The organism is Microbacterium sp. p3-SID336 (genome assembly GCF_025143365.1).
Classification (GTDB): Bacteria; Actinomycetota; Actinomycetes; order Actinomycetales; family Microbacteriaceae; genus Microbacterium.
The window spans coordinates 40048-64317 of the sequence record NZ_JALXPE010000018.1; the positions used below are offsets into that span (position 1 = coordinate 40048).

A 24270-nucleotide genomic window follows, 5' to 3' on the forward strand; every position below is an offset into this window, starting at 1 on the left:
CCTCGTGAGCCTGCCCACCACGATCGAACAGAGCGCCTGCTGCGTCCCCCGGGTCGCCGCCGCGCTGACGCCCGACGACGCGGAGCGGATCGCCCGCGTGTTCAAGGCCCTGGGCGATCCCACCCGCGTGCGACTGCTGTCGCTCATCTCCGGCAGCGCCGGCGCAGAAGCGTGCATCTGCGACCTCACCGAGCCGGTCGGGCTGTCGCAGGCGACCGTCTCGCACCACATGAAGCTGCTCGCCGACGCCGGCCTCGTGACGCGCGAGCAGCGCGGTCGGTGGGCCTACTTCGCGCTCGACCAGGACGCCCTCGACGCGGCCGCCGACGCCCTGCGCTCGTCCTGACAGGGCCCGTCCGCACGCCAGACGGGAAGGAGGGCTCCCGCAGTGCGGCGAGCCCTCCTGATGCAGCGTCTCCGACGTCAGCGCTTGAGGTTCGTCAGCTCCTGCAGCACCTCGTCGCTCGTGGTGATGATGCGGGCGTTCGCCTGGAAGCCGCGCTGCGCGACGATCAGGTTCGTGAACTCCTGCGACAGGTCGACGTTCGACATCTCCAGCGCGCCGCTGATGATGCCGCCCAGGCCGTCGGTCCCGGGCTGGCCGAGCGCGGCCTCGCCGGAGTTCCCGCTCGGGCGGAACTGGGACGAGCCGACCTTCTCCAGGCCGCCCGGGTTCACGAACCCGGCCAGCGCGATGCGGGCGAGCACCTGGGTGTCGCCGTTGCTGAACGTGCCGACGAGGCTGCCGTCGTTGGTCAGCGCGTAGGAGCTGAGGGTGCCGGCCGGCTTGCCGTTCTGCTCCTTGATCGCGATGTCGCTGACATCGGCGAACCCGGTGACGGCGGACAGGTCGACCGTGACACCGCCGGACACGATGCTGCCCGCACCGGTCTGCACGCCGTCGGTGAACGCGAGCGATGTCGTCGCACCGGCGCCGTCCGCCACATCCCATCCGGTGGCCGTGCGCGTGAAGGTGAGGCGCAGCGTGGAGGCGGAGCCGTCCGCACCGTAGGTCTTGATGTCGCGCACCAGGGTGTCGCCGACCGCGGCGCCCGACGGCAGGTTGCCGGTCGCCCTGGCGGTCGTGGTGGCGGCCGCTGGGCTGAGCGCACCGACGGGCAGGGTGATGTCGCCCACGCCCTGGCCGGGCACGATGGTGCCGTTCTGCGCCGTCCAGCCCTGCACGAGCGCGCCGCCCGCGGCGACCAGGCGGCCGCTCGCGTCGAACGTGAAACCGCCGTTGCGGGTGTACAGCGTCTCCCCGCCGGACCGCACGACGAAGAAGCCGTCGCCCGAGATCATCAGGTCGGTCGGCACACCGGTGGGCTGCGGGGCGCCCCCGGCGAAGTTGGTGCTGATGCCGGCGACCTGCACGCCGAGACCGACCTGCGCCGGATTCTGCCCGCCCGCGGCCTGCTGCGGCAGCATCGAGTTGCGAAGGAGCTGCGAGAGCGAGTCCTGGAACTGCACGGAGGACGCCTTGAAGCCGGTGGTGTTGACGTTGGCGATGTTGTTGCCCGTGACGTCGAGCATGGTCTGGTGCGAGCGGAGCCCGGAGATGCCGGAGAAGAGGGAGCGGAGCATGGGGATGCCTTTCTGGGGACGGGGTCAGACAGCGGTGCCGGGGACGAGGGAGACGCCGGAGACGGCGTCGAGGGGGATGGAGACCTCGCCGATGGTGACGAGGGGGACGGCGCCCTTGTAGGACACCGAGGTGACGATGCCCTTCTTGACGGTGCCGTCGGCGTCGACGTACTGCGCCTCGCGGCCGATGAGCGCGGCGGCGGTCTGCCGCATGCTGAGCGCGAAGCTCTCGGTGCTGGTCGCCGACAGGGCCGTCAGCTGCTCCATGGAGGCGAGCTGCGTGGTCTGCGAGATCATCTCGTTCGTGTTCATCGGCGAGCTCGGGTCCTGGTTGGTCAGCTGCGTGACCAGCAGCTTCAGGAACACCTCCGAGTCGAGGGTCTTCTTGCGCTCGGCTGCGGGCGTGGTGCTGCCCGTCTGCACGCCGGATGTCGGCGTGGAGCCCGGAGGGATCGTGCCGGGGATGGAGTCGACCGTGGTCATGGGGTCCTCTCTGATCAGGCGTATACGTCGATGCCGCCGTGCGGCGACGAGGTCGGAGTGGGCGGAGCCTGCGGCCCCGGCGGTGCGGACGGTGGCGTCGGCTGCGCGCGCGGACCGGGTGCCTGCCGCTCGGCCTGACCGCCGAGGGTGCTCTGTCCGCCGGTCGGCGCGCCCTGCGACGAGGACGCGTCGGTGCCGGCGGACGCCAGGCTGAGCGTGGCCTGCGGCGCCGCGGCGGCGAGATCCCTGCGGAGATCCGACAGGATGGCTCGCAGCGCCTCGCGTCCGAGGTCGCCGGGCGCCTGCAGCTCGATGCGGATCGTGGCACCCGAGATGTGGGCACGAACCGTGACCGGCCCCAGGTTCTCGGGCGAGACCGTGAGGGTGAGGCGGTGATCGCCGTCGGCGGCCCTGGCGAGGGACAGCACGGGCGCCGACAGCTGGGGTAGGAGCGCCGGGCGCGCGGGCGTCGGCGGTGCCGTGGTGATCGGGGGCGACACGGGGGTGGTGCCGGCGGTGGGCGCCGGGCTCGCCGTCGCCGCGACGGCGTCCGCACCGGGGGCTGGTGCGGGGGCAGGCGCTGTGGCGGGAGCAGAGGTGGCTGCGGGCGGAGCGGGGAGTGCGGCGTCGATGCCGGGGTGGATGGGTGAGTCTGACGCCGGTGCGGGGGCGGGGGATGCGGACGGCCCCGCGGCGGGCGTCGGCTCCGCGCCGGAGGCGGTGGCGGATGCCGTGGTGCCGGTGGACGCGGAGGCGCCGGACGCGGATGCGGCTGCGGTCGCGGATGCCGTGGTGCCGGTGGTCGCGGAGGCCGCGGATGCGGAGGCCGCAGCTCCGGCCGAAGAGACCGCTGCCGTTGCCGCTGCCGCGCCCGCTGCCGCCGCAGAGCCCGAAGTGGCCGCGCCCGCGCCCGCTCCCGCCGCTGCCGTGCCGGGAACGGACGCAGCACCCGCGGGGACCCCCGCCCCCGTGGCGCTGGTCGACCTCGCTCCCGCGGAGGCCGCGGCCACCCCGGAGGCGTCCGTGGTCGTCGTGGTCCCCACGGACGCGGTGGCGGTCGTGTTCGCGTTCCCTGTGCCTGCGACCACGGGAACCGTGCCGGGGACGGTCGCGCCTCTCGCGGCATCGGCCGACCGGGCCGTCGCGCTCGCCGCCGCAGCCCCGGTTCCCCCGAGGCCCGCGGCGAGGTCGTCCACAGCAGCGTCGGCGTCGGAACCAGGAGCCGTCTTCGGATCGCCCCCGGCCGCGGTCGCCGCCACATCCGCGTCGACGGGCGTCGTCGGGTCCGCGCGCCCGGTCGCACCGCCGAGCGCGGGGGCGGCGCCGCCCGTGCCCGCAGCGGGCGGAGGCGTCGACGGGTCGAGCGCGCCCGTGCCGGCAGCGGTCGTGTCCCCGTGCGGCTGGGCGTCGCGCACTGCTCCGGGGCGTCGACGGTCGTCCGCGGTGCCGCTGGGGCGTGCGGGGCGCTCCGTGTCCCGTCCGACCAAGGGGTCGCGGCCGCGGTCGGATGCGGGGCGGGGGTCGCGGTCGGGGCGCGCGGTCTCGCGCACAGCAGCGACATCGTCGGCCCGTGCGGCGGTGGCCTGCCGGGTCGAGCGCGCGGCGTTCCCGAGCGCTTCCGCGAAACCCGTGGCGCCGGGGGAGACTCGGGCGGGGGAGGCGGGTCGAGCGGTGCGGGCATCGAGCGCGCCGCGGAGTTCCAGGCCGCTCATGGGCGATCCTCCGTCGAGCGTCGTGTCGCGATCTCGTCGAGCTCCGCCTGCTCGGCGTGCAGTTCCGCGGCCCTGACCTCAGCGGCATGACTCGTGGCGAGGCGCTCCAGCCCGCGGACCGTGCGGCGGGCCTCGGCGTGCTCCGTGCGGGCCGCGGTCACGGTCTCCTCCTGCAGCTCCGAGAGCGTGCGCAGGTCGGCCAGCATCGCCCGTCCGGCCACGCGGGCGGCGGCGAGGGCCGCGAGCGAGCGCACGTCGACCGCCTCGGTGTCCGCCGCGGACAGGTGGGCCCGCAGCGCCCGATCGCGGGCCTCCGTGTGCTGCGCGTCGATCACCGCGCGGGACAGCCGCTGGGCGGCGGCGCGCTCCTGGATCTCCCGCACCCGCAGGAGCCCGGCCAGCGAGAACGTTCTGCTCATGCGACCCCCTCGAAGGCACTGACCAGCGTCTCCAGCCGGCGCCAGGACTCATCGACCGCGCTGGTCTCGTCGAGCGGCTGCGTGAGGAAGGCGGAGATCGCGCGCTCGTGCGCGATGGCCGCGTCGATACGCGGATCGGCGCCCGAATGATACGCGCCGATGTCGATCAGGTCGGTGGCCCGGCGCCGGGCGGCCAGCACGGCGCGCAGGGTCGCCGCGTGCGCGCGCTGCTCCGGCGCGGTGATCTTCCCGGCCACGCGCGACACCGAGCCGAGCACGTCGATCGCCGGGTGGTGGCCGGACAGGGCGAGGGCGCGGTCGAGCACCACATGGCCGTCCAGGATCGAGCGGACCGCGTCGGCGATGGGCTCGTTGTGGTCGTCGCCGTCGACCAGCACGGTGTAGATGCCCGTGATGGAGCCGGTGCGGTCGGTGCCGGCGCGCTCCAGCAGCCCAGCCAGGACGGAGAACGTGGAGGGCGGGTAGCCCCGGGTCGCCGGCGGCTCGCCGGCGGACAGCCCGATCTCGCGCTGCGCCATGGCCACGCGGGTGAGCGAGTCCATCATGAGGATCGCGTGTGCGCCCTCGTCCCGGAACGCCTCCGCGATGCGCGTGGCCGTGAACGCCGCCCGGATGCGCGCCATCGCCGGCTGATCCGAGGTCGACACGATCACGACCGAGCGGGCGAGTCCCGCAGGCCCCAGGTCGTCCTCGATGAACTCGCGCACCTCGCGGCCGCGTTCGCCGACGAGCGCGATCACGGTGACCTCGGCCTCGGTGCCGCGCGCGATCATCGACAGCAGCGAGGACTTGCCGACGCCGGACCCGGCGAACAGCCCCACGCGCTGGCCGCGGCCCACGCTGACGTGGGTGTCCAGGGCCCGCACGCCGAGCGGCAGCGGCGTCGTGATGCGGTCGCGCTCCATGATCGAGGGCGTCGCGTGGTCGAGGCTCACGTGCGGTGCCGCGAGGGGGCCCTTGCCGTCGATGGGCCGCCCCAGCCCGTCCAGGATCCGCCCCAGCAGCGCCGGTCCCGTCGGCACCCGCACCGGCCCTCCGCTGCCGCGCACCGGCGCGCCCACGGTGAGACCGGCGACCGGGGCGAGGGGCATGCAGCGCAGACCGTCCTCGCCCGTGGCGACGACCTCGGCGTCGATGCCGCCGAGCGTCACGACGTCTCCGACGGCGCCGTCGAGGCCGCGCACCTGCACGCTCAGGCCGCGCACCTGGGTGACCTCGCCGATGCGCTCGGGTCGTACCGCCTCGCGCACGGCGGCCCAGGCGCTCATGTCGTGCTCCCGTCGAGCGCGCGCCGCGCGCGGTCGAACGCGTGGGAGACCCTGGCGTCGATCACGCCGTGTGCGAGTTCGCCGACCGCGTCGCCGCGGTCCAGGGTGGCGTCGGGCACGAGCGCGAAGCCGGAGGCGGAGAGCGCGGCGTCCTGCTCCAGCACGCGCAGGTCGTCGGGGTGCAGGTGCAGCGTGCGGATGTCGGCGGCAGCGGGGGAGGCGAGGACCCGCCGGGCGGCGGTCGCGGCGGCGGCGCCGGCCTCGGTGAGCTCGGCGGCGACGATCAGCTCGGCGAGCTCGATGGCGTGCCGCAGCACCTGCGTCGTCGCCGCGGCCTCCAGCTCCTGCTCGCGCGCGGCGAGGGACGCGGCGGCGGCCTGCAGCGCCGCGACGGCGGCGGCGGTGTCCTCGGCGCGGACGGCTTCTCGGGCGGCGCGCTGCTCCTCCGCGGCACGGGCGGCGGCCTCGGCCTCGGCGGCACCGGCGCGATAGCCGGCGGCGTGCCCCTCGGCGTAGCCGCGTCGACGCGCACGCTCCTGCTCGGCGCGGTGGTCGGTGCCGCCGAGGCGCGGGAACGCGGCGGGAGCGAAGGCGTCAGTAGACATACTCGTCCTCGTCAGCGCGCTGCACCGTGATGTCTCCTGCGGCCTCGAGCGCGCGGATCGTGCGGACGATCTCCGCCCGCGCCTCCTCGACCTGCGACATGCGCACGGGGCCCAGCGTGCGGGCCTCTTCGTCGAGGTTCTCCCTGTTGCGTTCGGAGACGTTGCGGCGGATGAGGTCGACGATCGGCTGCTGGGCGCCCTTGAGGGCGAGCGCGAGGGAGCGGATGTCCATGCCGCGCAGCACCCGCTGCGTGTCGCGGTCGTCGAGCTTGACGATGTCCGCGAACGTGAACATGCGCGAGCGGATGTCCTCCGCGAGAGCGCTGTCGCGGTCTTCGATGCTGGCCAGCAGGGCCTTCTCGATCGTGGCGCCGGAGCGGCCGATGATCTCCACGAGCGGTTCGACGCCGCCGAGCACCTCGGGCGCGTCCCGCGAGCCGAGGCTGCCGGTGCGGGCCTTGAGGGCGTCCGCGACGATCGCGATGGCCTCCTGCGAGGCGGTGCCCATGGTGGCGATGGCCTGGGCGACGTCGGTGCGTGCGGGGTCGGGCAGCGCGGCGAGCACGGCGGCCGCCTGGTCGGTCGGCAGGTGCGCGAGCACGAGGGCGACGGTCTGCGGCAGCTCGCCGTCGAGCAGCGTGGACAGGTGTGCGGGATCGGCCGAGCCGAGGAAATCGAAGGAGGCGCTCATCGACGTGGACCCCACCCGACCGAGCACGGCCGCGGCGCGCTCGGCGCCGAACGACGCCTCCAGCAGCCCGGCGGCGATGTCGCGGCCCCCGCGGGCGGGTGGGAGGTGCCCGGCGGCGATGCGGTGGAACTGCCCGAGCGCCTGCGCCGTGGTCTCCGTGTCGAGGTCCTGCAGCCCGATGATCTCAGCGGCCACGGCTTCCGCCTCGGCCTCGGACAGGTGCTTCATGACCTCGACGGCCTGGGCGCGGTCGAGGTTCATGAGCACGACGGCCGCGGTCTGGCGATCGGTCAGGCCGCTCATGCGTGCGACCTGTCGTCGATGAGGGTGCGCAGCAGCTCGGCGGTGCGCTGCGGGTCCTGACGCGTGAGGGCGCCGATCTCCGCGCGGCGGCGCTCCAGGCTGACCTGGGCCGGCTCCGGGTCGGGCTCGGGGTCGAGGTCGGGCGTGGCCTCCAGGAACGCGAGGGGCGTGGTGGGGGCCTCCAGCACGGCGGTGGGCGCCTCGGCCGACAGGGCGGACAGGGCGGGCGGCCGGTCGCCGAACAGCTGGTCGAACTCCTCGACGCCTCCGGCCTTGCGGCGGGCGCGGATGATCAGCCAGGCGACCGCGGCCACGAGCGGGATGGCGATCGCGGCGGCGATGATGATCGTGTTGAGCAGGGCGCCCTGGCGCGCCGCCTCCTCCGCCTCCTTCGCGGCCTGCAGCGCGGCCTGCGCGGACTCGGCGTCGGTCTTGCTGAAGGAGACGAGCTCGACGGTGAGGTCGTCGCCCCGGGCGCGGTCGATGCCGGCGGCGGTGGCGACGAGCTCGCTGAGCTGGGCGGAGCTGAGGTCGCCCCCGGCACCGGAGTCCACCGCAACCGACACGGACTGGCGCAGCACGGTGCCCGCGGGGGTGGAGGTGCTCTGCGTCGCCTTGTTGACGGCGTTGGTGCGGGCTTCCTCGGTGGCGGTGTACGTGCCGTCGCCGTTCTCCGACGGCACGGCGATGTTGTCGGGGCCGAGCACGCCGGCGTTCGAGGAGGAGCCGTTGCTGTTCTGCTCGCGGATCTCCTCGGTGAGCGGCGGCGCGCCCTCGGCGGGGGTGTAGGTCTCCTCGATGCGCTCGTTCACGGACCGGTCGATCTCGGCCACCACGGTCACGGTGGCGTTGCCGGGCCCGACGACCGTGTCGAGCATCTGCTGCACGCTGGCCGCGACCCTGGCCTCGTAGTCTCCGGCCTGCTGGTCGATGCCGCCCGTGGAGCCGACGCCGACGGCCGACAGCGTGCGCCCGGTCTGATCGACCACGGCCACGTTCTCCGGCTTCATGCCGCTGACCGCCGCGGAGGTGAGGTGCACGATCGCCTCGACCTGCTTGGGGTCCAGCGTGCTGCTGCCCGCCGTCTCCACGAACACCGACGCCGTCGCGTCGATCTTCTCCGAGACGAACACGCTCTCCTCGGGGATCGCGAGTTGCACCGATGCGGCCGAGACGCCGTCGATCGCGGAGATCGTCGCGGCGAGCTCGCCCTCGATGGCGCGCTTGTAGGTGACCGACTGCTGGAACTCGGACGTGGTGACGCCCATGTCGTCGAGCAGGGAGTAGCCGGCCGATCCGGCGCTGGGCAGCCCGGCGGAGGCCGCGACGAGGCGCTGGTCGTAGACGTCCTTCTCCGGCACGAGCACGGTGGCCCCGCCGTCGGCGAGCTCGTAGGGAACGGAGGCGGAGCGCAGCTGCTCGACCACGGCGTTCGCATCGGAGGCGCTCAGCCCGGAGAACAGGGGTGTGTAGGTGGGGCGGCTGAGCCAGGTGGTCAGCGCGATGACGCCGAGGGCGAGCACGGCGATGCCGATGATGGCGATGGTGCGCTGCGCGAGCGTGAACCCGGCGATCACGCGCCGGATCCGCTGGAACGCGCCGGCGACTGCCGGGGGCATCAGGCCTGCATCCGCATGATCTCGTTGAACGCGTCGACGCCCTTGTTGCGCACGGCGGCGACGAGTTCGAGGGTGACCGCCGCGCGGGAGGACGCGATCATGGCGGCGTGGATGTCCTCCAGGTCTCCCGTGACGGCGGCGACCTTGAGCTTGTCGGAGTCGGACTGCAGCGAGCGCAGCTCGTCGATCGCGCCGGTGATGCTGTTCGCGAACGCCGTGTCGTCGCCGGTCTTCGCGCCCGTGACCGGGGAGGTGGTGAGGCCGAGGGAGGAGGCGACCGCCTCGATGCCAGAGATCGCGCTCATGCGTTGCGTCCGATCTGCAGGGCCGATTCGTAGGTCGTGCGGGCGCGGTCGACGATGGCGGCACTGGCCTGGTAGCCGCGCTGCGCGAGGATCAGCTGGCTCATCTGGTCTCCGAGGTCGATGTCGGGGTAGCGCACGTAGCCGGCGGCGTCGGCGAGCGGGTGGTCGGGCTGGTGCACGAGGCGGCCTTCGGCGCTGCCCTGCACGGTGCCCGCGACGTACACGCCGGGGGACTGCGCGCCGCTCTGCGCGAGGATGTAGCGCGCCCGGAACGCGGCCCCGTCGGTCGCGGTGACCGTGTTGATGTTGGAGATGTTGTCGCTGATGGCGTCGAGCCACTTGCGGTGCACGGTCAGGCCGGTGCCGGCGATGCCGATCGCGTCGAAGGTCATGAGGTCCTCATCGCGGTGCGCATCGACGAGAACGAGCCGTTCACGGCCTGCGTGGCGAACTGGTAGCGCAGCATGGTGTCGATGCTGGAGAGCGTCTCGGTGTCGAGGTTCACGTTGTTGCCGTTGAGCCGGGTGGGCTCCAGCGAGGTGCCGACGGTCGCGGTGACCCGGCCGTCCCCGCGGGCCACCGAGTCGGCGAGCGCCTCCTCGAACCGCACGCGCTTGGCGTGGTAGTCGGGGGTGTTGATGTTGGCGATGTTGTCGGCGATGGCGCGCTGGCGCAGCGAGAGTCCATCGAGCGCGCTCGACAGCGCGGTGATGGTCACAGAGTCGAACACGAACCGGCTCCCCGTGTGTGGGTGGAAGTGGCCGATCCCTGGCCGAGTCTTGCGAGCCATCCGTGCTCACGGTGCACTGTCGGCCGCCGCGACGGTTTCGTTAGGAGTCCGTTCAGCCGTCCACGTCGAGGTAGGCGGGCGCGTCGGGAGGCTGCGGGGCCGGCACGCGCCGGACGGCGCCGAGGTGCTGGCGCAGACCGTCGAGGTCGGTGCGGGTGCGGTCCATGGCGGCACGCTGTCTGTCGATCACCGCGCGTGCGCGATCGGCGAGGTGTGCGGGCAGCGGGGTCTCCGGCTGCGTCCACGGCTGCAGGTCGTGCGCGGCGGCTGTGCCCTCCGGCGCGTCGAGGATGCGGTTCGCGTCCTCCTCCATGCGGTCCAGCAGCTGCTCCCAGTGCTCCGCGCTCACCCGCGGCCCTCCGCGAGCGACCGGGATGCCTCGTGCCAGGCGTCGCGTAGCGGCGCCACGATCTCGCGGCAGGCGTGGGTGCGTTCGGGGTCGCGGCCGATGTTCGCGCCGATCAGCGTCTGCGTCAGGTACACGTAGAGCGAGCGGAGGCCGGCGCTGCCGCTCCACTCGTCCGTCAGCGAGGAGGTGAGCTCGGCGACGATGGCCTGCGCATGCTGCAGCTGCGCATGCGCCTCGGTCCAGTCCGCGGCGCGCTGGGCGGTCTCTGCGCGCTCGATGTCGAGCAGCAGCCGGTCGTAGAGCATGGTGACCAGGCGCTCCGGCGGGGCGGAGAGGATGGCGTCCTCGCGGTAGCGCTGCTGGGCGCGCAGGGCTGCATTCATGCTCATGACCCCGAGCCGGAGCGGCTGCTGGGCAGCGCGCTGATCTGCGAGGCGAGGTACGACGACTGCGACTGCATCTCGGAGAGCATGACCTCGAGGCGGGCGTAGGTGCGCTCCAGCGAGGCCTTGCGCTGTGCGAGGCGGACGTCCCACCGCTGCATCTGCTCGCCGAGGCTCTTGACCTCGCTCTCCTGGCCGGTGATGCGCGAGGTGAGCAGGCCGTCGTACTTGTCGGAGTAGGCGGTCGCGGTCTGCTCGATGCGGGCGGCGACGGCGGTGACGAGTCCGCCCACCGCGTCGGGGTCCTTCGCGAGCGCTTCCGCGAACTTCTTCTCGTCGAAGGTGAGCTTGCCGTACATGTCGGTCGAGATGCCGATGCTGGACGGGGAGACGCCGTCGACGGGGAGCTGCACGGCGTCGGCGAGTGCGGTGCGCATGGCGCGGATCGTGCTGTCGCCGGTGAAGACGCCCAGGGTCGTCTTCTCCCCTTGAGCGCCGGCGACGGTGGCCTTCGAGCCGTTGTCGATGCGGGTGAAGATGTCGGTGACGAGGGCGATGAAGTCCTTCGTCGCGGTGGTGCGGGCCGCGCTGTCGACCGCGACCGTGACGGTGACCGGGGTGGGGGAGGCGGTGGAGACGGTGACGTCGACGCCTTCGAACAGATCGGTGAAGGTGTTGCTCGCCGAGGTGAGCACCTGTTCGGCGCCGGTGCCGGCCCACAGGCGGACCTGGGCGTCGGTGCCGGTGGCGATCACGGCGGCCCCGGTCTCGGTGGCGAGGTCGACGGCGGTTCCCCCGGTCACGGCGGCGAGGTCGCCGCGGTAGACGCGGAACTGGCCCGCCTGGCCGGACTCTTCGGCGCGCAGCTGAAGGCGGTGCAGGGGGTTTCCGTCGGCGTCGCGTCCTGCGGGCACCGCGGTGGCGACGATGCCGGTGTCGGCGTCGTTGATGGCTTGGGCGATGTCCTGCATCGACGAGGAGTCGGCCTGGATCTGCACGCGCTCCCCTGCCGCGTTCTCCAGGGTGAGCACGGGCGGGTCGGCGGGCCAGCTCCGCGCGGCGGCGGTGATGACGGTGTGGCTCTGGGCGACGCGGTCCACGACGATGTCGGTGGAGAGGGGGACGGCTCCCGCGCGCAGCGCGACCTTGACGGTCTCCGACGACGCAGCGCCGGTGAAGCGGTCGAGGCCGCCGGGGACGGCGGCCTTCTCGGCGGCGGCCGCGAGGTTCTGCACGGCCGTATTCAGTGTGCGCAGCTGCGTCATGACGACGTTCTTGTCGTCGATCTTGGCCTTGAGCAGCGTGCGCGGGATCGCGTGCACGTCCATCAGCGCCTTGATGACCTCGGTGGTCTTCAGGCCGGAGACGAGGCCGTCGAGCGAGAGCGACATGCGGATTCCCTTCGGTGCGGAAGGGCCCGGGCGACGGTCGCGCCGTCACCCGGACCCCGGTGTGGTTCCGTGCTGCGGTGTGGATCAGCGCAGCAGCTGGAGCACGCCCTGGTTGGCCTGGTTGGCCTGCGCCAGCATCGCCGTTCCCGCCTGCGACAGGATGTTCGCCGACGTGAACTTGACCATCTCGGACGCCATGTCGGTGTCGCGGATCCGGCTCTCGGCGGCGGCCAGGTTCTCGGCCGACACGTTGAGGCTGTTGATGGTCGACTCGAAGCGGTTCTGCAGCGCACCGTAGCCGGCACGTGCCGTCGAGACCGCCTGGATCTGCGTGTCGATGCCCGCGAGCGCCGCACCGTAGGTCGCCGCGTCGGTCATGGTGCCGGCGAGCGTCTCGATGGTGGTGCCGAGGTTGGCGAAGTTGGTCAGGCCGACCGAGATCTGGTCCTCGGCGGCGACCGCGCCCGCACCCACCTGGAACGTCAGCGTCGTGCCGCCCGAGAGCAGCTTGATGCCGTTGAAGTTGGTGCTGTCGGCGATCCGAGTGAGCTCGTCGGCGAGGGCGCCGATCTCGGTCTGGATCGCTTCGCGCGACTTCGCGTTGTTCGAGTCGTTCGCGCCCTGAGCGGTCAGGTCGCGCACGCGCTGCAGGATGGAGTGCACCTCGGTCAGGGCGCCTTCTGCGGTCTGGATGACCGAGATGCCGTCCTGGGCGTTGCGAGCCGCGACGTTCAGGCCGTTGACCTGCGAACGCAGGCCCTCGGAGATCGCGAGGCCGGCGGCGTCGTCCGCTGCGCGGTTGATGCGGAGACCGCTCGAGAGCTTCTCGAGCGACTTCGACAGGTCGTTCTGCGTGTTGGACAGGTTGCGGTAGGCGTTGAGCGCGCCCACGTTGGTGTTGATCTGCATACCCATGAGGGTTTCCTCCGTGATGTGATGAACAGGGGACCGTCCGTGGTCTCCTGTCCTCACCTATCGGCGGAGGCGGCGGCGGCGTTAGCCGCGCAGGGCTACGCGGGCGCGGGCGTGCGGAACACCTCGCCGATCCTGGCCCCGGCGGCCTCGGCGATGCGGGCGAAGTAGGCGTCGCGCGCGGCGGGGGAGACGCGCGTCGTCGCGGTCGGCTCCGTGTTCCCTTCGGCGAAGTAGCGGTCCAGTGCGTCCCTCAGCAGGCGCACGGCCTCGGAGCGCTGCTGCGACACCGCGGAATGCGTGACGCCGAGCTCTTCGGCGATCTCTTTCACGGCACGCTCCTCGATGTACACGGCGGTCACGATGCGGCGCATGCGCTCCGGCAGTGCGGCGATCGCGTGCTCCAACACCTCGCGCCGCTCGCCGACGAGCGCGGACTCCTCCGGGAGGGGGATGTCGGCGACGATGTCGCGGGCGGCCGGGTCGTCGAGGGGGGACACCGTGCGGGCGGCATCGGCGAGGGCTTCGCTGACCGCCTCCTTCGGCGAGCCCATGGCGGTGGCGATCTCGGCGACGGTCGCGGTCCTGCCGAGCGCCGCGGTGAGGGTGTCGCGCACGGCGACGGTCTCCTTGATGCGCTTGCGGATGCCGCGGGACGCCCAGTCCATGGCCCGCATCTCGTCGGCGAACGCGCCGAGGATGCGCCGCCGGGCGTACGCGCCGAACGGGACGCCGAGCGCGGGGTCGTACGCGTCGGCTGCGGTGACGAGCGCGAGCGCGCCGACGGCGGCGAGCTCCTCGCGGGGGATGTGGGTTGCCCGAGCATGGGTGTCCGCAGCGAGATAGCCGACCAGGGGGAGGTTGGCCTCGACGAGGCGGTTGCGCTCAGCGCGCGACGACATGGGGGATGATCCACCTCTCTGGATGCACTCCGGAAGCTCCATGGCGAGGAGCAGATGCACATATCACATAAGGCGCGATCTGTACATGGGGAGAACTGCCCACCGCCGTTCCACATAGTAACCTTATGGGCGCGGCGGCCGATAGAGACTTATGAACCGTTAACAGGCGGGTCGATCGCACCGGCGTTGGGGCGGGGGATCGCTGGGGAACAAGGGGATCATGGGAGCCAACGAACTATCGATGCAGCTATGGAGAGAGCGTGAGCTCCTCGAGATGCTGCTTTTCAAGCTCGACGAGCAGCAGCTGCTGCTCGCCGCAGGCCGTTCGCACTGGATACAGTTTGCGGCACGCGAGATCGATCAGGTACTCGATCGGCTGCGCAGTGCCGGATTGGCGCGCGCGGTCGAGGTCGCCGGGGTCGCCCAGGAGTGGGGCGTCGCGGAAGAGGACGCCACGATCAAGGAGCTGATCGCCCACGCCCCCGAGGGGGCCTGGGGCGATGTGCTGTCCGACCACCTGCGCGCGCTCGTGCGGCTCACCGCGGAGGTCGAGCAGATACGCGACTCCACCGCCGAGCAGCTCAGCGGCGTGCTCCGCGCCACGCAGGAGACCATCGCCGCGCTCGGTCTGGAGACCGGCGAGTACACGACCCGCGGGGATCGCGCCCGCGAGGACGCCGCCCGCATCATCGACACCGAGATGTGACCGAGAGGGGATCATGTCGACCTTCAGTGGATTGACCACGGCCGCCAGCGGGCTCGCCGCGGCGCGCCGCGGCATGGACGTGGTGGGGCAGAACATCGCCAACCAGAAGACCGAGGGGTATACGCGGCAGCGTGTGGAGACCTCGGCGATCGCCGCCGTCGCCCACACGGGCCGCTTCAGCATGGGCGCCCTGCCGGGGCACGGCGTCTCGGTCGACGGGGTGGCGCGGCTCGGTGACGCGCTGCTCGACGCGAGGGTGCGCGACACCCTCGCCGCGTCCGGCTACTGGTCGACGCGAGCGCTCGCCGCGACGACCGCCGAGCGGGGTCTCGCGGAGCCAACCGAGAACGGGCTGGCGAACCGCCTGACCACCTTCTGGGCGGGCTGGCAGGATCTCGCGAACACCCCCGACTCCGGGGCCGCCGCCTCGAGCGTGCTGGAGTCGGCGAAGGAGCTCGCGGCGCACATCGCCGGGGGCTACCGTGCCGTCGCCGGGCAGTGGGTCGGCGCCCGCGGCACGGCCGAGCGGACGGTCAGCCAGGTCAACGCCGCCGCCGACCAGATCGCGGCGCTCAACAGCGAGATCCGGGACGCGCTGGCCTCCGGGCGCTCGGCGAACGAGCTGCTGGACCGCCGCGGTGTGCTCGCTGAGGACGTGGCACGGCTGACGGGCGCCACGGCCTCCGTGGAGAGCGACGGCACCCTCACGGTCCGCATCGGCGGGAACGCGCTCGTGGCCGGCGGCGACGCCAGACACCTCACGCTCACCGGTCCCACGTCGATCGACGCCGGGCAGCGCGTCGGCGTGATCTGGGAGTCGGCGCCCGACCTGCCCGTCGCGGTGGACGGCGGCGAGCTGGGCGGTTCGCTCTCGGTGCTCGCGCCCGCCGCGGACGGCGGGATGCTCGCGCAGCTGGCCGCGACCTACGACCGGGTGGCGACCGCGCTCGCCGAATCCCTGAACGCACAGCACCGTGCCGGGGTCACGGCTACCGGCCAGTCCGGCGGAGACTTCTTCACACTGCCGACCACGGGGTCGGCGGCGCTCGGCCTGCGGGTGGCCGTCACCACGCCGGCAGAGCTGGCGCTCGCCACCCCGGGCGGCGGCCCCAAGGACTCCGGCAACGCCGACCTGATCTCCCAGATCGGGATGCGCGCGACCTCGCCGGATGCGCTGTGGACGGATCAGGTGACCAGGTTCGGCGTGACCACCGCCGCCGACGTGCAGCGCGCGACGGTGTCGGAGTCGGCCGCGGTGGGCGCGATCGGAGCGCAGCAGTCGGTCGCCGCCGTCGACGGCGACGAGGAGACCATCAGTCTGCTCACCTACCAGACCGCGTATCAGGCGGCCGCCCGTGTGCTGACCGCCGTGGACGAGGCCCTCGACGTCCTCATCAACCGCACGGGCGTCGTCGGACGCTGATCGGAGAAGCATCGTGATCTCTCGCGTGACCCAGTCGACCATGACGCAGTCGGCCATGCGGCAGCTGCAGGCCAACCTGTCCGAGCTCGCCCGCCTGCAGGATCAGGCGACGTCGCAGAAGGCGTTCGCCACGCCTTCGGAGGACCCGACGGCCGCGGCCGCCACGCTCGCGCTGCATGCCGAGCAGCGCCGCACCGAGCAGTACGCGCGCAACATCGACGACGGCCTGGCCTGGGTGACGGCGGCCGACACCGCCATCACCGCCAGCACCGCCCTGCTGTCCCGCGTGCGCGACCTCACCGCCCAGGGCGCGAACGACGGCGCGCTCGACGCGGCGGCGAAGGAGGCGCTGGCCGTGGAGCTCGAAGGCATCCGCGACGAGCTGCTCGCGCAGGCGAACACCCGGCTGCTCGGCCGCTCCGTGTTCGCCGGCACCTCGGACACCGCCGCGTTCGGTGCCGGCTACGCGCACAGCGGTGTGGCCGGAGCCGAGGTCACCCGCCGGGTGTCCGACGCGGCCTCGGTGCGCGTCGACACGGACGGCGCCGCGGTGTTCGGCACCGGCGACGACTCGGCGTTCGCGCTGGTCGACCGGATCGTGGCGGACCTGCGCTCCGGCACCAATGTCGGCCCGCGGCTCGGGGAGATCGACGCCCGCCGCACGGCCATGCTCGGGGTGCAGGGCTCCGTCGGCACCCGCCAGTCCCAGATCGAACGCGCCAAGGAGGCGGCAGTGCAGAATTCCGTGTCCCTCGAGTCCCGCCGCGCGGCGGTCGAGGACGTCGACTCGGTCGAGGTGCTCATCCGCCTCCAGGCGCAGGAGCTCGTGTACCGGTCCGCTCTCGCAGTGAACGCGCGCGTGCTGCAGCCCTCGCTGATGGACTTCCTGGGATGACCGCGGCGCTCACCTTCACGGCCCCGCCGCCCGGACTCGCGCCGCACGTGGACTTCTCGCTCGCCCCGATCGACGGCGCGGACGGGCTGTTCGCCCTGCGGGCGGTCGCCGACGAGGCGCTGCGGCTGTACCTCGTCGACCCGAACACGGTTCTCGCCGAGTACGCGCCCACCCTGACAGACGCGCAGGTCGACGACCTCGCGCTGGGGTCGCCCGACGACGCACTGCTCCTCGTGGTCGCCCATCCCTCCGCCGAGGGCGTGAGCGTGAACCTGCTCGCACCGGTCGTCGTGAACAAGACGACCGGTACCGCGGCACAGGTCATCCTGGAGGATCAGGACTACCCGGTGCGGGCGCCGCTGGGCTGACGCGCGGCCCCGTCGTGCCGGGCGGCGCGGGGCGGGCGGCGACTACCCTGGAGGGGTGATCCTCGCTGTCGACACCTCTCTTGGCACCGCCGTCGCGCTCATCGACCAGGACGGGACCCTGCGCGCGGAGGCCGCCACGACGGACCCGCTCGGGCACGCCGAGGTGATCGGCGATCTGCTGCGCGACGTGCTGCGCGGGGAGGACGGCGGGGCCATCACCCACGTCGTGTCCGGCATGGGTCCCGGCCCGTTCACCGGGCTGCGCATCGGGATCGCCGCCGCACGCACGTTCGCCCTGGGCCGCGGCATCCCCGTGGTGCCGGTGCCCAGCCACCTGGCGGCGGCGCTCACGGCCATGCCGGAGTCGTCCGGCCCGTTCGCGGTCGTGACGGACGCACGCCGCCGCGAGGTCGCCGTCACGGTGTTCGACGGCCTCGACGCCGACGGGCTCCCCGTGGTCGCGGCCGCCACGGTGCTCGTCCGTGCGGCAGACGCCGATTCACACCTCGCCGGCATCGCCCGGATCGACGTCGCCGCGCTCTCCGCCGCCGACCTGGCGCGCGTGGGCGCACGGGCGCTCGCCGCCGGGCGCACGCTCGCCGGCGAGGAGCCGCTGTACCTGCGTCACCCCGACGTGACGCTGCCCGGGGCACCGAAGAAGGTGGGCGCATGACGCTGCGCGACGCGACGCCCGACGACCTCGATGCGATCATGGCGATCGAGGAGCGGTCGTTCCCGACCGACGCCTGGAGCCGGGAGACCATGCGCAGCGAGCTCGCCGGCCCGCACGGCCGCTATCTGGTCGACGAGCAGGGCGGCGAGGTCGTCGGCTACGGCGGAGTGCGGGCGCTGCCGGGCGGCGCGGACGCCGACATCCAGACCATCGCGCTCGACGCCGCGCTCCGCGGCAGGGGAAGGGGGCGCGCGCTGCTGCGAGCCCTGCTCCGCGCGGCGGCGGAACGGGGGGCCAGGGAGGTGTTCCTGGAGGTCAGGGCCGACAACCCGACCGCGGAGGGCCTGTACCGGGCCGAGGGCTTCGAGGAGATCGGCAGGCGACCCCGCTACTATCAGCCGGACGGCGTCGACGCGATCGTGATGCGTCTGGACCTGCGCCGCCACCCGGTGCCCGCCGACACCCCCGAGGAGGCGAACGCATGAGCGAGCCGCTGGTGCTCGGCATCGAGACGAGCTGCGACGAGACCGGGATCGGCATCGTCCGCGGCCGCACCCTGCTGTCCAACACGATCGCGTCGAGCATGGACGAGCATGCCCGCTACGGCGGCGTGGTGCCCGAGGTGGCCGCCCGCGCACATCTGGAGGCGCTGCAGCCGACCATCGATGCCGCGCTGGCCGAAGCCGGAGTGGGCCTGGACGACCTCGATGCCATCGCCGTGACGAGCGGTCCGGGACTGGCGGGCGCGCTCATGGTGGGTGTCGGCGCCGCCAAGGGGCTGGCGGTCGCGCTGGACAAGCCGCTGTACGCCGTGAACCATCTGGTCGGGCACATCGCCGCCGACATCCTCACACCAGAGTCGGAGCCGCTGGAGTACCCGACGATCGCGCTGCTCGTCTCCGGCGGGCACACCTCGCTGCTGCACGTGCGCGACCTCACGACCGACGTCGAGCTGCTGGGCGAGACGGTGGACGACGCGGCGGGCGAGGCGTTCGACAAGGTCGCGCGGCTGCTGTCGCTGCCGTACCCCGGAGGCCCGGAGATCGACAGGGCCGCGGTGGGCGGCGATCCCGATGCGATCCGCTTCCCCCGCGGGCTCTCCCGGGCGTCCGACCTCGCGAAGCACCGTTACGACTTCTCGTTCTCCGGACTGAAGACCGCGGTGGCCCGCTGGGTGGAGCGGTTCGAGGCCGATGCCGCCGCCGGGCCCGACACCCCGCCGCTGCCCATCGCCGACGTGGCGGCGAGCTTCCGCGAGGCGGTCGTCGACGTGCTCGTGACGAAGGCGCTCGCCGCGTGCGCGGATCTGGGCGTGCCGCGGCTGCTGCTCGGCGGCGGCGTGATCGCGAACCGCCGGCTGCGCGAGGTCGCCCTGGCACGGGCGGAGCAGGCGGGGGTGACCGTGCGGATCCCGCCGCTGTCGCTGTGCACGGACAACGGGGCCATGATCGCGGCGCTCGCGGCGGAGCTGATCGCCTCGGGGCGCCCCGCCTCGACACTCGCCTTCGGCGCCGACTCGACGCTGCCGGTGACCGAGATCCAGGTCGCGGAGGCGGTGCCCGCATGAGCGACCTCCCCGGGGTGCCGCTGCCGGAGCGACCGGCTCCGCAGGCGCGGGTCGAACGGGCGAGCGGCCAGGTCGAGCGCCCGGCGGGTGCGGCCCGTCTCCCCGGGGCTCCGCGTGAGGGGTACACGAAGCTGCCGACCGGCCCGGTCGGGATCGAGCCCGTGGTGGTGACCGGACCGGATCTCGATCACGACGGTGTGCGCGAGTGGGAGCCGAGCGAGGAGCGGGCGCCCGTCGACGACACGCGCCTCGCGCCGTGGGCGCTGCTCGCGGCGATCGTCGCCCTGGGCGCGTCGTTCTTCGTGGGGTGGGGCATCCCGGTCGCGGTGGTCGCTGTCATCGCGGCGATCATGTCGCTGCGGCGGCCCGTGGAGAACCGGGCGATGGCGCGGTGGGCGCTGGCGCTGGGGCTGCTGGCCACGGTGTACAGCCTGGCCTGGCTGGTCTGGGCCGGCATGCAGTTCGAGAAGCTCGGGTGAGGCGATGTCGGCGGCGGGCGGGGGCGACGAGCTGCGGGCTCTGCGGCGGAAGGCCTGGGGGCGCGACGCAGGGCTGAGCTCCGCCGAGTCCGCCCGGCTGCAGGAGCTCGAGGAGCAGGCCGCGCGGGGCGCTCGCGGGCCGGCGACGGAGGCAGCGAGCGCGGAGAGCGACGCGGCGCAGTCGATGACGACGGACGGCCTGCCGGGGCAGACGGGGCTCGCGTTCGTGGTGCCTCCGCTCCCCGGGTCCGGAAGCGCCGTCGAGACGGAGGTCGCGGGCGCGGGCGCGGGCGTGGGCGCGGACGGATCGAGGGATGCAGCACACGGTCAAAGCTCACAGCTCCGCGCGACCGGCCGCCCGCCCTCGGATGCGCGCGCATCCGGCAAGGCAGCCCGCGTCGCGGGACCCTCGGGCGCCGACCAGGACGGGGAGGGCTCCGCTGCCGGAGGTGTCGTCCGGCCGGACGGAGCCGCCGCAGGGTCTGCCGGGCGGCCACGCCCCCTCGTGCTCGCGCTCGCAGCGGCAGCACTGCTCCTCGGCGGCGGCGGTATCGGCTGGATGCTGGCCGGGGGAGCCGTCGGCGAGGCCGTGCTGCTCAGCCCGCAGCAGCAGGCGTGGCAGGACGACATCGTCGCCTCCGGGCAGTACGACGCCGGTTCGGTGCGTGCGGTCACGGTCGCGGAGGAGACGGTGGTCTGGACCGCGACGCAGGACCAGCACGAGCGGACCTGCCTGATCCTCGGCACCGGCGACCTCACGATGCCGAGCTGCGACCGCACCTCCTCCGTCGCCGAGCGGGGCCTGTACGGCTCGATCCACCTGGGGACGGACGGAGACCTGCAGCGACAGCTGAGCGCCCAGCTCCTGCTGACGGCGTCGGGGGAGCCCGCGGTCGCCGTCAGCGCCTCCGACTACACCACCGACGTCACCGCGATCGAGTACGCGAACGAGGACGAGACGCGCACGGCACGCCGTCTCGCGGAGGAGGGCTTCGATCCCGGATCGATCTGGGTGGCCGGCTACGACGGCGACACCCCGATCTGGACGGCCTCGCAGCTCGAGAGCGGGCGACAGTGCCTGATCCACGACGGCTCCACGCCGGATTCGCCCATGGCGTGCGAGACGGTGGAGACCCTCGGCGAGTACGACAGGGGGCTGATGCTGGAGGTGACCGACCCGCAATCGGGCGCGCTCACCCGGTACGAGATCCCGTGGAGCCGGGGGCCGTCCACCCTCGTGATCACGCGCGAGGGAGGTGCTGAAGGTGCTGGGGGCGACTGAGTCGTCGCACGCGGGGCCGCGCGACGAGGACCGAGCGCTGGCGCAAGACCGAGCGCTGGCGCAGGAGAGGCGCGCCCTGGAGCGCAAGGCGTACAGCCGCGACGGACGACTCACGGCTCCCGAGGCCCGTCGGCTGCACGAGCTGCAGGAGCGCGCCAGGGCGGCGGGTGCGCAGGCGGGGTCTGCCGGCGACGCCGCGAGCACCGCACAGCGGGGCGAGAGCTCTCGCGGTGCCGCCGGCACCTCGACTGCGGAGTTCGGCTCGGCGGAGACCGCCAGCGGAGAAGGCGCTCCCGCCTGGTCCGCGATCAGCGAGGACCCCTCGCCGGTCGCGCAGCACGGGCTTCCCACCGCGGGAGCCGATCGAACCCCGGGCGCTTCGGCGCGGGCCGTTGCCGAGGCTCAGGGAACGCCGCCCGGTGGTCCGGGGGACGTGCGGTCCACCGGCGCAGCGGCACCGGGCGGTGGGACGACGTCGACCCTTGCCACCCCCGGCGCCACCGGCGCCCCCGGCGCAGCGGCGAGCTCCCGCGGTGCCCCCCGCGCACACGTGCGCGCGGGCGTGCGACCGATGCTGCACGATCTCCGCGGACATATCGCCGCCACCCTGACCGCGTCGGCACTGCTGCTGGCGCTCGCGGTGGGGGCCGGCTGGCTGCTGTTCGCGCCGCGTGACTCGGGACCCCCGCTCACCGCGGAGCAGCAGCAGCGCCGGGCGCAGCTCGAGGCCGAGGAGGACTACGACCAGGGCTCGGTCCGCGCCGTCGCCGAGAGCGAGGGCGCACTGGCCTGGTTCGCGACACAAGACCAGGCGAAGAAGCTGTGTCTGATCCTCGACGTGGAGGAGCAGTCGCAGGCGATCTGCCAGGCCGCGGAGGACGCGGGGCTCGGGCTCGGCGTCATGGTGCCGGTGCCGTCAGCGGCGGGCACGGACGACGAGGGCATGAGCCTGCAGGAGCACGTCGCCGGCACGCTGCTGATGTCCGCGGAGGGTGAGCCGATGGTGAGCATCCAGCGCTGGAGCATGAGCAGCTCGCTGGTGTCGCAGTTCGACGGACCGCAGCGCGATCGTGCCGAGCAGCTCGTGGACGAGGGCTTCGACCTGGGGCTGTCGCTCGCGGGGTTCTTCCGTGAGGAGCCGGTGTGGATCGGGGACCGCACGTCCGAGAGCGGCGTCACGGAGAAGTGTCTGATCGTGGACGCCGACGACTCGCAGGCGTGCGATCCGATCGGGGATGCCCTGGAGCGCGGGCTGGGCGTGCAGGTGACCGATGTGGATCAGGCGTCAGGAGACGTGCTCGCCGTGTCCGTGGTCCAGGTCGCGTTCACGCGACAGCAGGTGCCGTACCTCACGGTGACCGCAGGAGCAGTCGTCGCCGCTGCCCCCTCCGCAGGCCCCTCCGGAGAGTCGTACCTGGTCACGACGGGCCCGCCGGGCGATCCGATCCGCGTCGACATCCCGGGCCTCGACCCCGACGGCTGAGCGGCGGGTCAGTCGGCGGCGGCCACGCGGTCGGCGAGGATGGCGCGGCGCTGGTCGCCGATCCGTGCCAGCACCAGCGTGGCCTCCTGGTCGCCGCGCAGCGTGAGCGTGCGCCGGAACGCCGCCGGGTCCACGTCGACGCCGCGCTTCTTGATCTCCAGGCGCCCGATGCCGTTCGCCTTGAGGCTCGCATTGATGGCCTTGGCGTTCATGGGCAGGGTCTCCCGCACGCGGAAGGACTGCACGAACGGCGAGGTGAGCGCCGCGTCCGAGGTGAGGTACGCGATCCGAGGGTCCAGCATGCCTGCGTCGAGGCTGCGGGCCACGTCGCCGATCAGTCGTGCGCGGATCACGGCGCCGTCCGGCTCGTGCAGGTAGGCGCCGAGCGCGCGGACCGGGGCGTCTGCGGCGTCGGCCGCCGCGGTGAGCTCGTGGCTGCGGTCGCCGCGGATCACGAGGGCGGAGCGCCGGACGCCCTCGCGGGCGAGTTCGCGGGTCCACACCACGAGCTCGACCACGCTGCCGTCGGCGCTCACCCACTGGGTCTCGGCGTCGGCGGGCAGCGCGTCGCGGTCGTGCGCCGGTCCGAGCTTGATCCCCGTCGGTCGGTGTGCCGCCACGTCGAAGGCCCAGTCGAGCGCGGGGGAGTAGTCGTCGGCCGAGACGCGCCGGGTCTCGCTGTGGCCCGAGGTGCGTCTGGCCGGGTCCATCCAGGTGGCGCGGCCGGGCTCGGGGTCGCCGACCGCGTCCTCCGCGGTGCTGTGGCGCACCCGCGCGCCGTCCCCGAAGGGAGCGAGGTTGTAGGCGGCGATGGCGGCGGTGACCTCGTCGGCGTCCACGGCGAGCACGTCCAGCCCCGCGCCGGCGAAGGCGAGCGCGTCTCCGCCGATGCCGCAGCCGAGGTCGGCGACGCTCGTGAGCCCGGCGCTGCGGATCCGCTGCGCGTGCCGAGCGGCCACGCCCAGACGCGTGGCCTGCTCCAGTCCCGCGCGCGTGAAGAGCATCCGGGCGGCGAACGGGCCGAACTTCGCGACGGCTCTGGTGCGCAGCTGCGCCTGGCCGACGACGGCGGAGACGAGGTCGGGCGTGTGTCCTGCGGCACGCAGCCGCGTCACCGCGGCGGCCACGTCGGCGGTGGAGGCGATCGGCCCCAGGCCGTCGAGCAGCTCCAGGCCGGCAGGGGTCAGCAGGGCGCGCAGCTCGGACATCTCCACGCCTCCAGCCTATTCGCGTCGAGGGCGTCGACCGGGCTGGCACTCGCATTGCATGAGTGCCAGCCGACCGCCTACACTGGCATTAGCACTCTCGGGTTGAGAGTGCGAACGAGTCTTTCGTGTCAGCGTCAAGAAAGAAGAGGTAGACCGTGTCGGTTTCCATCAAGCCGCTCGAGGACCGCATCGTCATCAAGCAGGTCGAGGCCGAGCAGACCACCGCGAGTGGCCTGGTCATCCCCGACACCGCCAAGGAGAAGCCCCAGGAGGGCGAGGTCGTGGCGGTCGGCCCCGGCCGCATCGACGACAACGGCAACCGCGTTCCGCTCGACGTCGCCGTCGGCGACCGCGTGCTCTACAGCAAGTACGGCGGCACCGAGGTGAAGTTCGGTGCGGACGAGTTCCTCGTCCTGTCGGCTCGCGACGTCCTGGCGGTCGTCGTCCGC

The 24270-nt window shown here is 73.2% G+C and carries 29 protein-coding genes; 12 read left to right on the plus strand and 17 right to left on the minus strand.

What is annotated here, in order from left to right:
* The first annotated feature begins 4 nt into the window (after window positions 1-4).
* Complete coding sequence (locus M3C17_RS07205) at window positions 5-346, plus strand: helix-turn-helix transcriptional regulator (protein WP_259976953.1); 342 nt, start codon at window positions 5-7, stop codon at window positions 344-346.
* A 77-nt stretch (window positions 347-423) separates the two neighbouring features.
* Here M3C17_RS07205 and M3C17_RS07210 read toward each other — a convergent pair whose 3' ends face one another.
* From M3C17_RS07210 to M3C17_RS07290, 16 genes are all read right to left on the minus strand, one after another.
* Window positions 424-1584, minus strand: a complete 1161-nt coding sequence (locus M3C17_RS07210) for a flagellar hook protein FlgE (protein WP_259976954.1) — start codon at window positions 1582-1584, stop codon at window positions 424-426.
* Between the two features lie 24 nt (window positions 1585-1608).
* Window positions 1609-2067: a flagellar hook assembly protein FlgD gene (locus M3C17_RS07215; RefSeq protein ID WP_259976955.1), complete on the minus strand. Its 459-nt coding sequence runs from the start codon at window positions 2065-2067 to the stop codon at window positions 1609-1611.
* Window positions 2068-2081: 14 nt separating this feature from the next.
* Window positions 2082-3779 (minus strand): flagellar hook-length control protein FliK, encoded by a 1698-nt coding sequence (locus tag M3C17_RS07220; RefSeq protein WP_259976956.1) that lies wholly within the window; start codon window positions 3777-3779, stop codon window positions 2082-2084.
* Window positions 3776-4198, minus strand: coding sequence for a flagellar FliJ family protein (locus M3C17_RS07225; RefSeq protein WP_259976957.1), 423 nt, complete (start codon window positions 4196-4198; stop codon window positions 3776-3778). Before M3C17_RS07225 ends, M3C17_RS07220 begins: the two co-directional genes overlap by 4 nt.
* Window positions 4195-5487, minus strand: coding sequence for a FliI/YscN family ATPase (locus M3C17_RS07230; protein WP_259976958.1), 1293 nt, complete (start codon window positions 5485-5487; stop codon window positions 4195-4197). The genes M3C17_RS07225 and M3C17_RS07230 overlap by 4 nt, the downstream gene beginning before the upstream one ends.
* The gene (locus tag M3C17_RS18775; RefSeq protein WP_311198436.1) at window positions 5484-6092 is read right to left on the minus strand and encodes a FliH/SctL family protein; all 609 of its coding nucleotides are present in this window, start codon (window positions 6090-6092) and stop codon (window positions 5484-5486) included. Before M3C17_RS18775 ends, M3C17_RS07230 begins: the two co-directional genes overlap by 4 nt.
* Complete coding sequence (fliG, locus tag M3C17_RS07245) at window positions 6082-7086, minus strand: flagellar motor switch protein FliG (RefSeq protein WP_259976959.1); 1005 nt, start codon at window positions 7084-7086, stop codon at window positions 6082-6084. The genes M3C17_RS18775 and fliG overlap by 11 nt, the downstream gene beginning before the upstream one ends.
* Window positions 7083-8705: a flagellar basal-body MS-ring/collar protein FliF gene (gene fliF, locus M3C17_RS07250; RefSeq protein ID WP_259976960.1), complete on the minus strand. Its 1623-nt coding sequence runs from the start codon at window positions 8703-8705 to the stop codon at window positions 7083-7085. The genes fliG and fliF overlap by 4 nt, the downstream gene beginning before the upstream one ends.
* On the minus strand, window positions 8705-9010 hold the full coding sequence (fliE, locus tag M3C17_RS07255) for a flagellar hook-basal body complex protein FliE (RefSeq protein ID WP_259976961.1): 306 nt from the start codon (window positions 9008-9010) through the stop codon (window positions 8705-8707). Before fliE ends, fliF begins: the two co-directional genes overlap by 1 nt.
* On the minus strand, window positions 9007-9402 hold the full coding sequence (locus M3C17_RS07260) for a flagellar basal body rod protein FlgC (RefSeq protein ID WP_259976962.1): 396 nt from the start codon (window positions 9400-9402) through the stop codon (window positions 9007-9009). The genes fliE and M3C17_RS07260 overlap by 4 nt, the downstream gene beginning before the upstream one ends.
* Window positions 9399-9740 (minus strand): flagellar basal body protein, encoded by a 342-nt coding sequence (locus tag M3C17_RS07265; protein WP_259976963.1) that lies wholly within the window; start codon window positions 9738-9740, stop codon window positions 9399-9401. The genes M3C17_RS07260 and M3C17_RS07265 overlap by 4 nt, the downstream gene beginning before the upstream one ends.
* Window positions 9741-9852: 112 nt before the next feature.
* Window positions 9853-10149 (minus strand): hypothetical protein, encoded by a 297-nt coding sequence (locus M3C17_RS07270; protein ID WP_259976964.1) that lies wholly within the window; start codon window positions 10147-10149, stop codon window positions 9853-9855.
* Window positions 10146-10538 (minus strand): flagellar export chaperone FliS, encoded by a 393-nt coding sequence (gene fliS, locus M3C17_RS07275; protein WP_311198437.1) that lies wholly within the window; start codon window positions 10536-10538, stop codon window positions 10146-10148. The genes M3C17_RS07270 and fliS overlap by 4 nt, the downstream gene beginning before the upstream one ends.
* Window positions 10535-11923 (minus strand): flagellar filament capping protein FliD, encoded by a 1389-nt coding sequence (gene fliD, locus M3C17_RS07280; RefSeq protein ID WP_259976965.1) that lies wholly within the window; start codon window positions 11921-11923, stop codon window positions 10535-10537. The genes fliS and fliD overlap by 4 nt, the downstream gene beginning before the upstream one ends.
* A gap of 84 nt (window positions 11924-12007) precedes the next feature.
* Window positions 12008-12838 carry a flagellin gene (locus M3C17_RS07285; protein ID WP_259976966.1) on the minus strand — a complete coding sequence of 277 codons (831 nt, stop codon included), beginning with the start codon at window positions 12836-12838 and terminating at the stop codon, window positions 12008-12010.
* A gap of 95 nt (window positions 12839-12933) precedes the next feature.
* On the minus strand, window positions 12934-13737 hold the full coding sequence (locus tag M3C17_RS07290) for a sigma-70 family RNA polymerase sigma factor (RefSeq protein ID WP_259976967.1): 804 nt from the start codon (window positions 13735-13737) through the stop codon (window positions 12934-12936).
* 220 nt (window positions 13738-13957) lie between these two features.
* Between M3C17_RS07290 and M3C17_RS07295 the strand changes: the two genes are divergently transcribed.
* The 10 genes from M3C17_RS07295 to M3C17_RS07340 are packed head-to-tail and all read left to right on the plus strand — an operon-like array spanning window position 13958 to window position 22613.
* On the plus strand, window positions 13958-14443 hold the full coding sequence (locus M3C17_RS07295) for a flagellar protein FlgN (RefSeq protein ID WP_259976968.1): 486 nt from the start codon (window positions 13958-13960) through the stop codon (window positions 14441-14443).
* A gap of 13 nt (window positions 14444-14456) precedes the next feature.
* Window positions 14457-15866: a flagellar hook-associated protein FlgK gene (flgK, locus tag M3C17_RS07300; RefSeq protein ID WP_259976969.1), complete on the plus strand. Its 1410-nt coding sequence runs from the start codon at window positions 14457-14459 to the stop codon at window positions 15864-15866.
* 13 nt (window positions 15867-15879) lie between these two features.
* A complete protein-coding gene (locus M3C17_RS07305) occupies window positions 15880-16761 on the plus strand; it encodes a flagellin (RefSeq protein WP_259976970.1) in 882 nt (293 codons plus the stop codon).
* Entirely contained in the window at window positions 16758-17129 is a 372-nt protein-coding gene (locus tag M3C17_RS07310) for a flagellar assembly protein FliW (protein ID WP_259976971.1), read from the plus strand. The genes M3C17_RS07305 and M3C17_RS07310 overlap by 4 nt, the downstream gene beginning before the upstream one ends.
* 55 nt (window positions 17130-17184) lie before the next feature.
* A complete protein-coding gene (tsaB, locus tag M3C17_RS07315) occupies window positions 17185-17802 on the plus strand; it encodes a tRNA (adenosine(37)-N6)-threonylcarbamoyltransferase complex dimerization subunit type 1 TsaB (RefSeq protein ID WP_259976972.1) in 618 nt (205 codons plus the stop codon).
* Window positions 17799-18287, plus strand: a complete 489-nt coding sequence (rimI, locus tag M3C17_RS07320) for a ribosomal protein S18-alanine N-acetyltransferase (protein WP_259976973.1) — start codon at window positions 17799-17801, stop codon at window positions 18285-18287. Before tsaB ends, rimI begins: the two co-directional genes overlap by 4 nt.
* Window positions 18284-19369: a tRNA (adenosine(37)-N6)-threonylcarbamoyltransferase complex transferase subunit TsaD gene (gene tsaD / locus M3C17_RS07325; protein WP_259976974.1), complete on the plus strand. Its 1086-nt coding sequence runs from the start codon at window positions 18284-18286 to the stop codon at window positions 19367-19369. Before rimI ends, tsaD begins: the two co-directional genes overlap by 4 nt.
* Window positions 19366-19848 (plus strand): hypothetical protein, encoded by a 483-nt coding sequence (locus M3C17_RS07330; RefSeq protein ID WP_259976975.1) that lies wholly within the window; start codon window positions 19366-19368, stop codon window positions 19846-19848. The genes tsaD and M3C17_RS07330 overlap by 4 nt, the downstream gene beginning before the upstream one ends.
* A 4-nt stretch (window positions 19849-19852) precedes the next feature.
* Window positions 19853-21130, plus strand: coding sequence for a hypothetical protein (locus M3C17_RS07335; RefSeq protein ID WP_259976976.1), 1278 nt, complete (start codon window positions 19853-19855; stop codon window positions 21128-21130).
* The gene (locus M3C17_RS07340; RefSeq protein ID WP_259976977.1) at window positions 21114-22613 is read left to right on the plus strand and encodes a hypothetical protein; all 1500 of its coding nucleotides are present in this window, start codon (window positions 21114-21116) and stop codon (window positions 22611-22613) included. The genes M3C17_RS07335 and M3C17_RS07340 overlap by 17 nt, the downstream gene beginning before the upstream one ends.
* A gap of 8 nt (window positions 22614-22621) precedes the next feature.
* Here M3C17_RS07340 and M3C17_RS07345 read toward each other — a convergent pair whose 3' ends face one another.
* On the minus strand, window positions 22622-23821 hold the full coding sequence (locus M3C17_RS07345) for a THUMP-like domain-containing protein (protein WP_396819826.1): 1200 nt from the start codon (window positions 23819-23821) through the stop codon (window positions 22622-22624).
* A gap of 155 nt (window positions 23822-23976) precedes the next feature.
* Here M3C17_RS07345 and groES point away from each other — a divergent pair.
* Window positions 23977-24270 (plus strand): co-chaperone GroES (gene groES, locus M3C17_RS07350; RefSeq protein ID WP_017203655.1); only part of this gene is annotated, 294 nt, incomplete at its 3' end.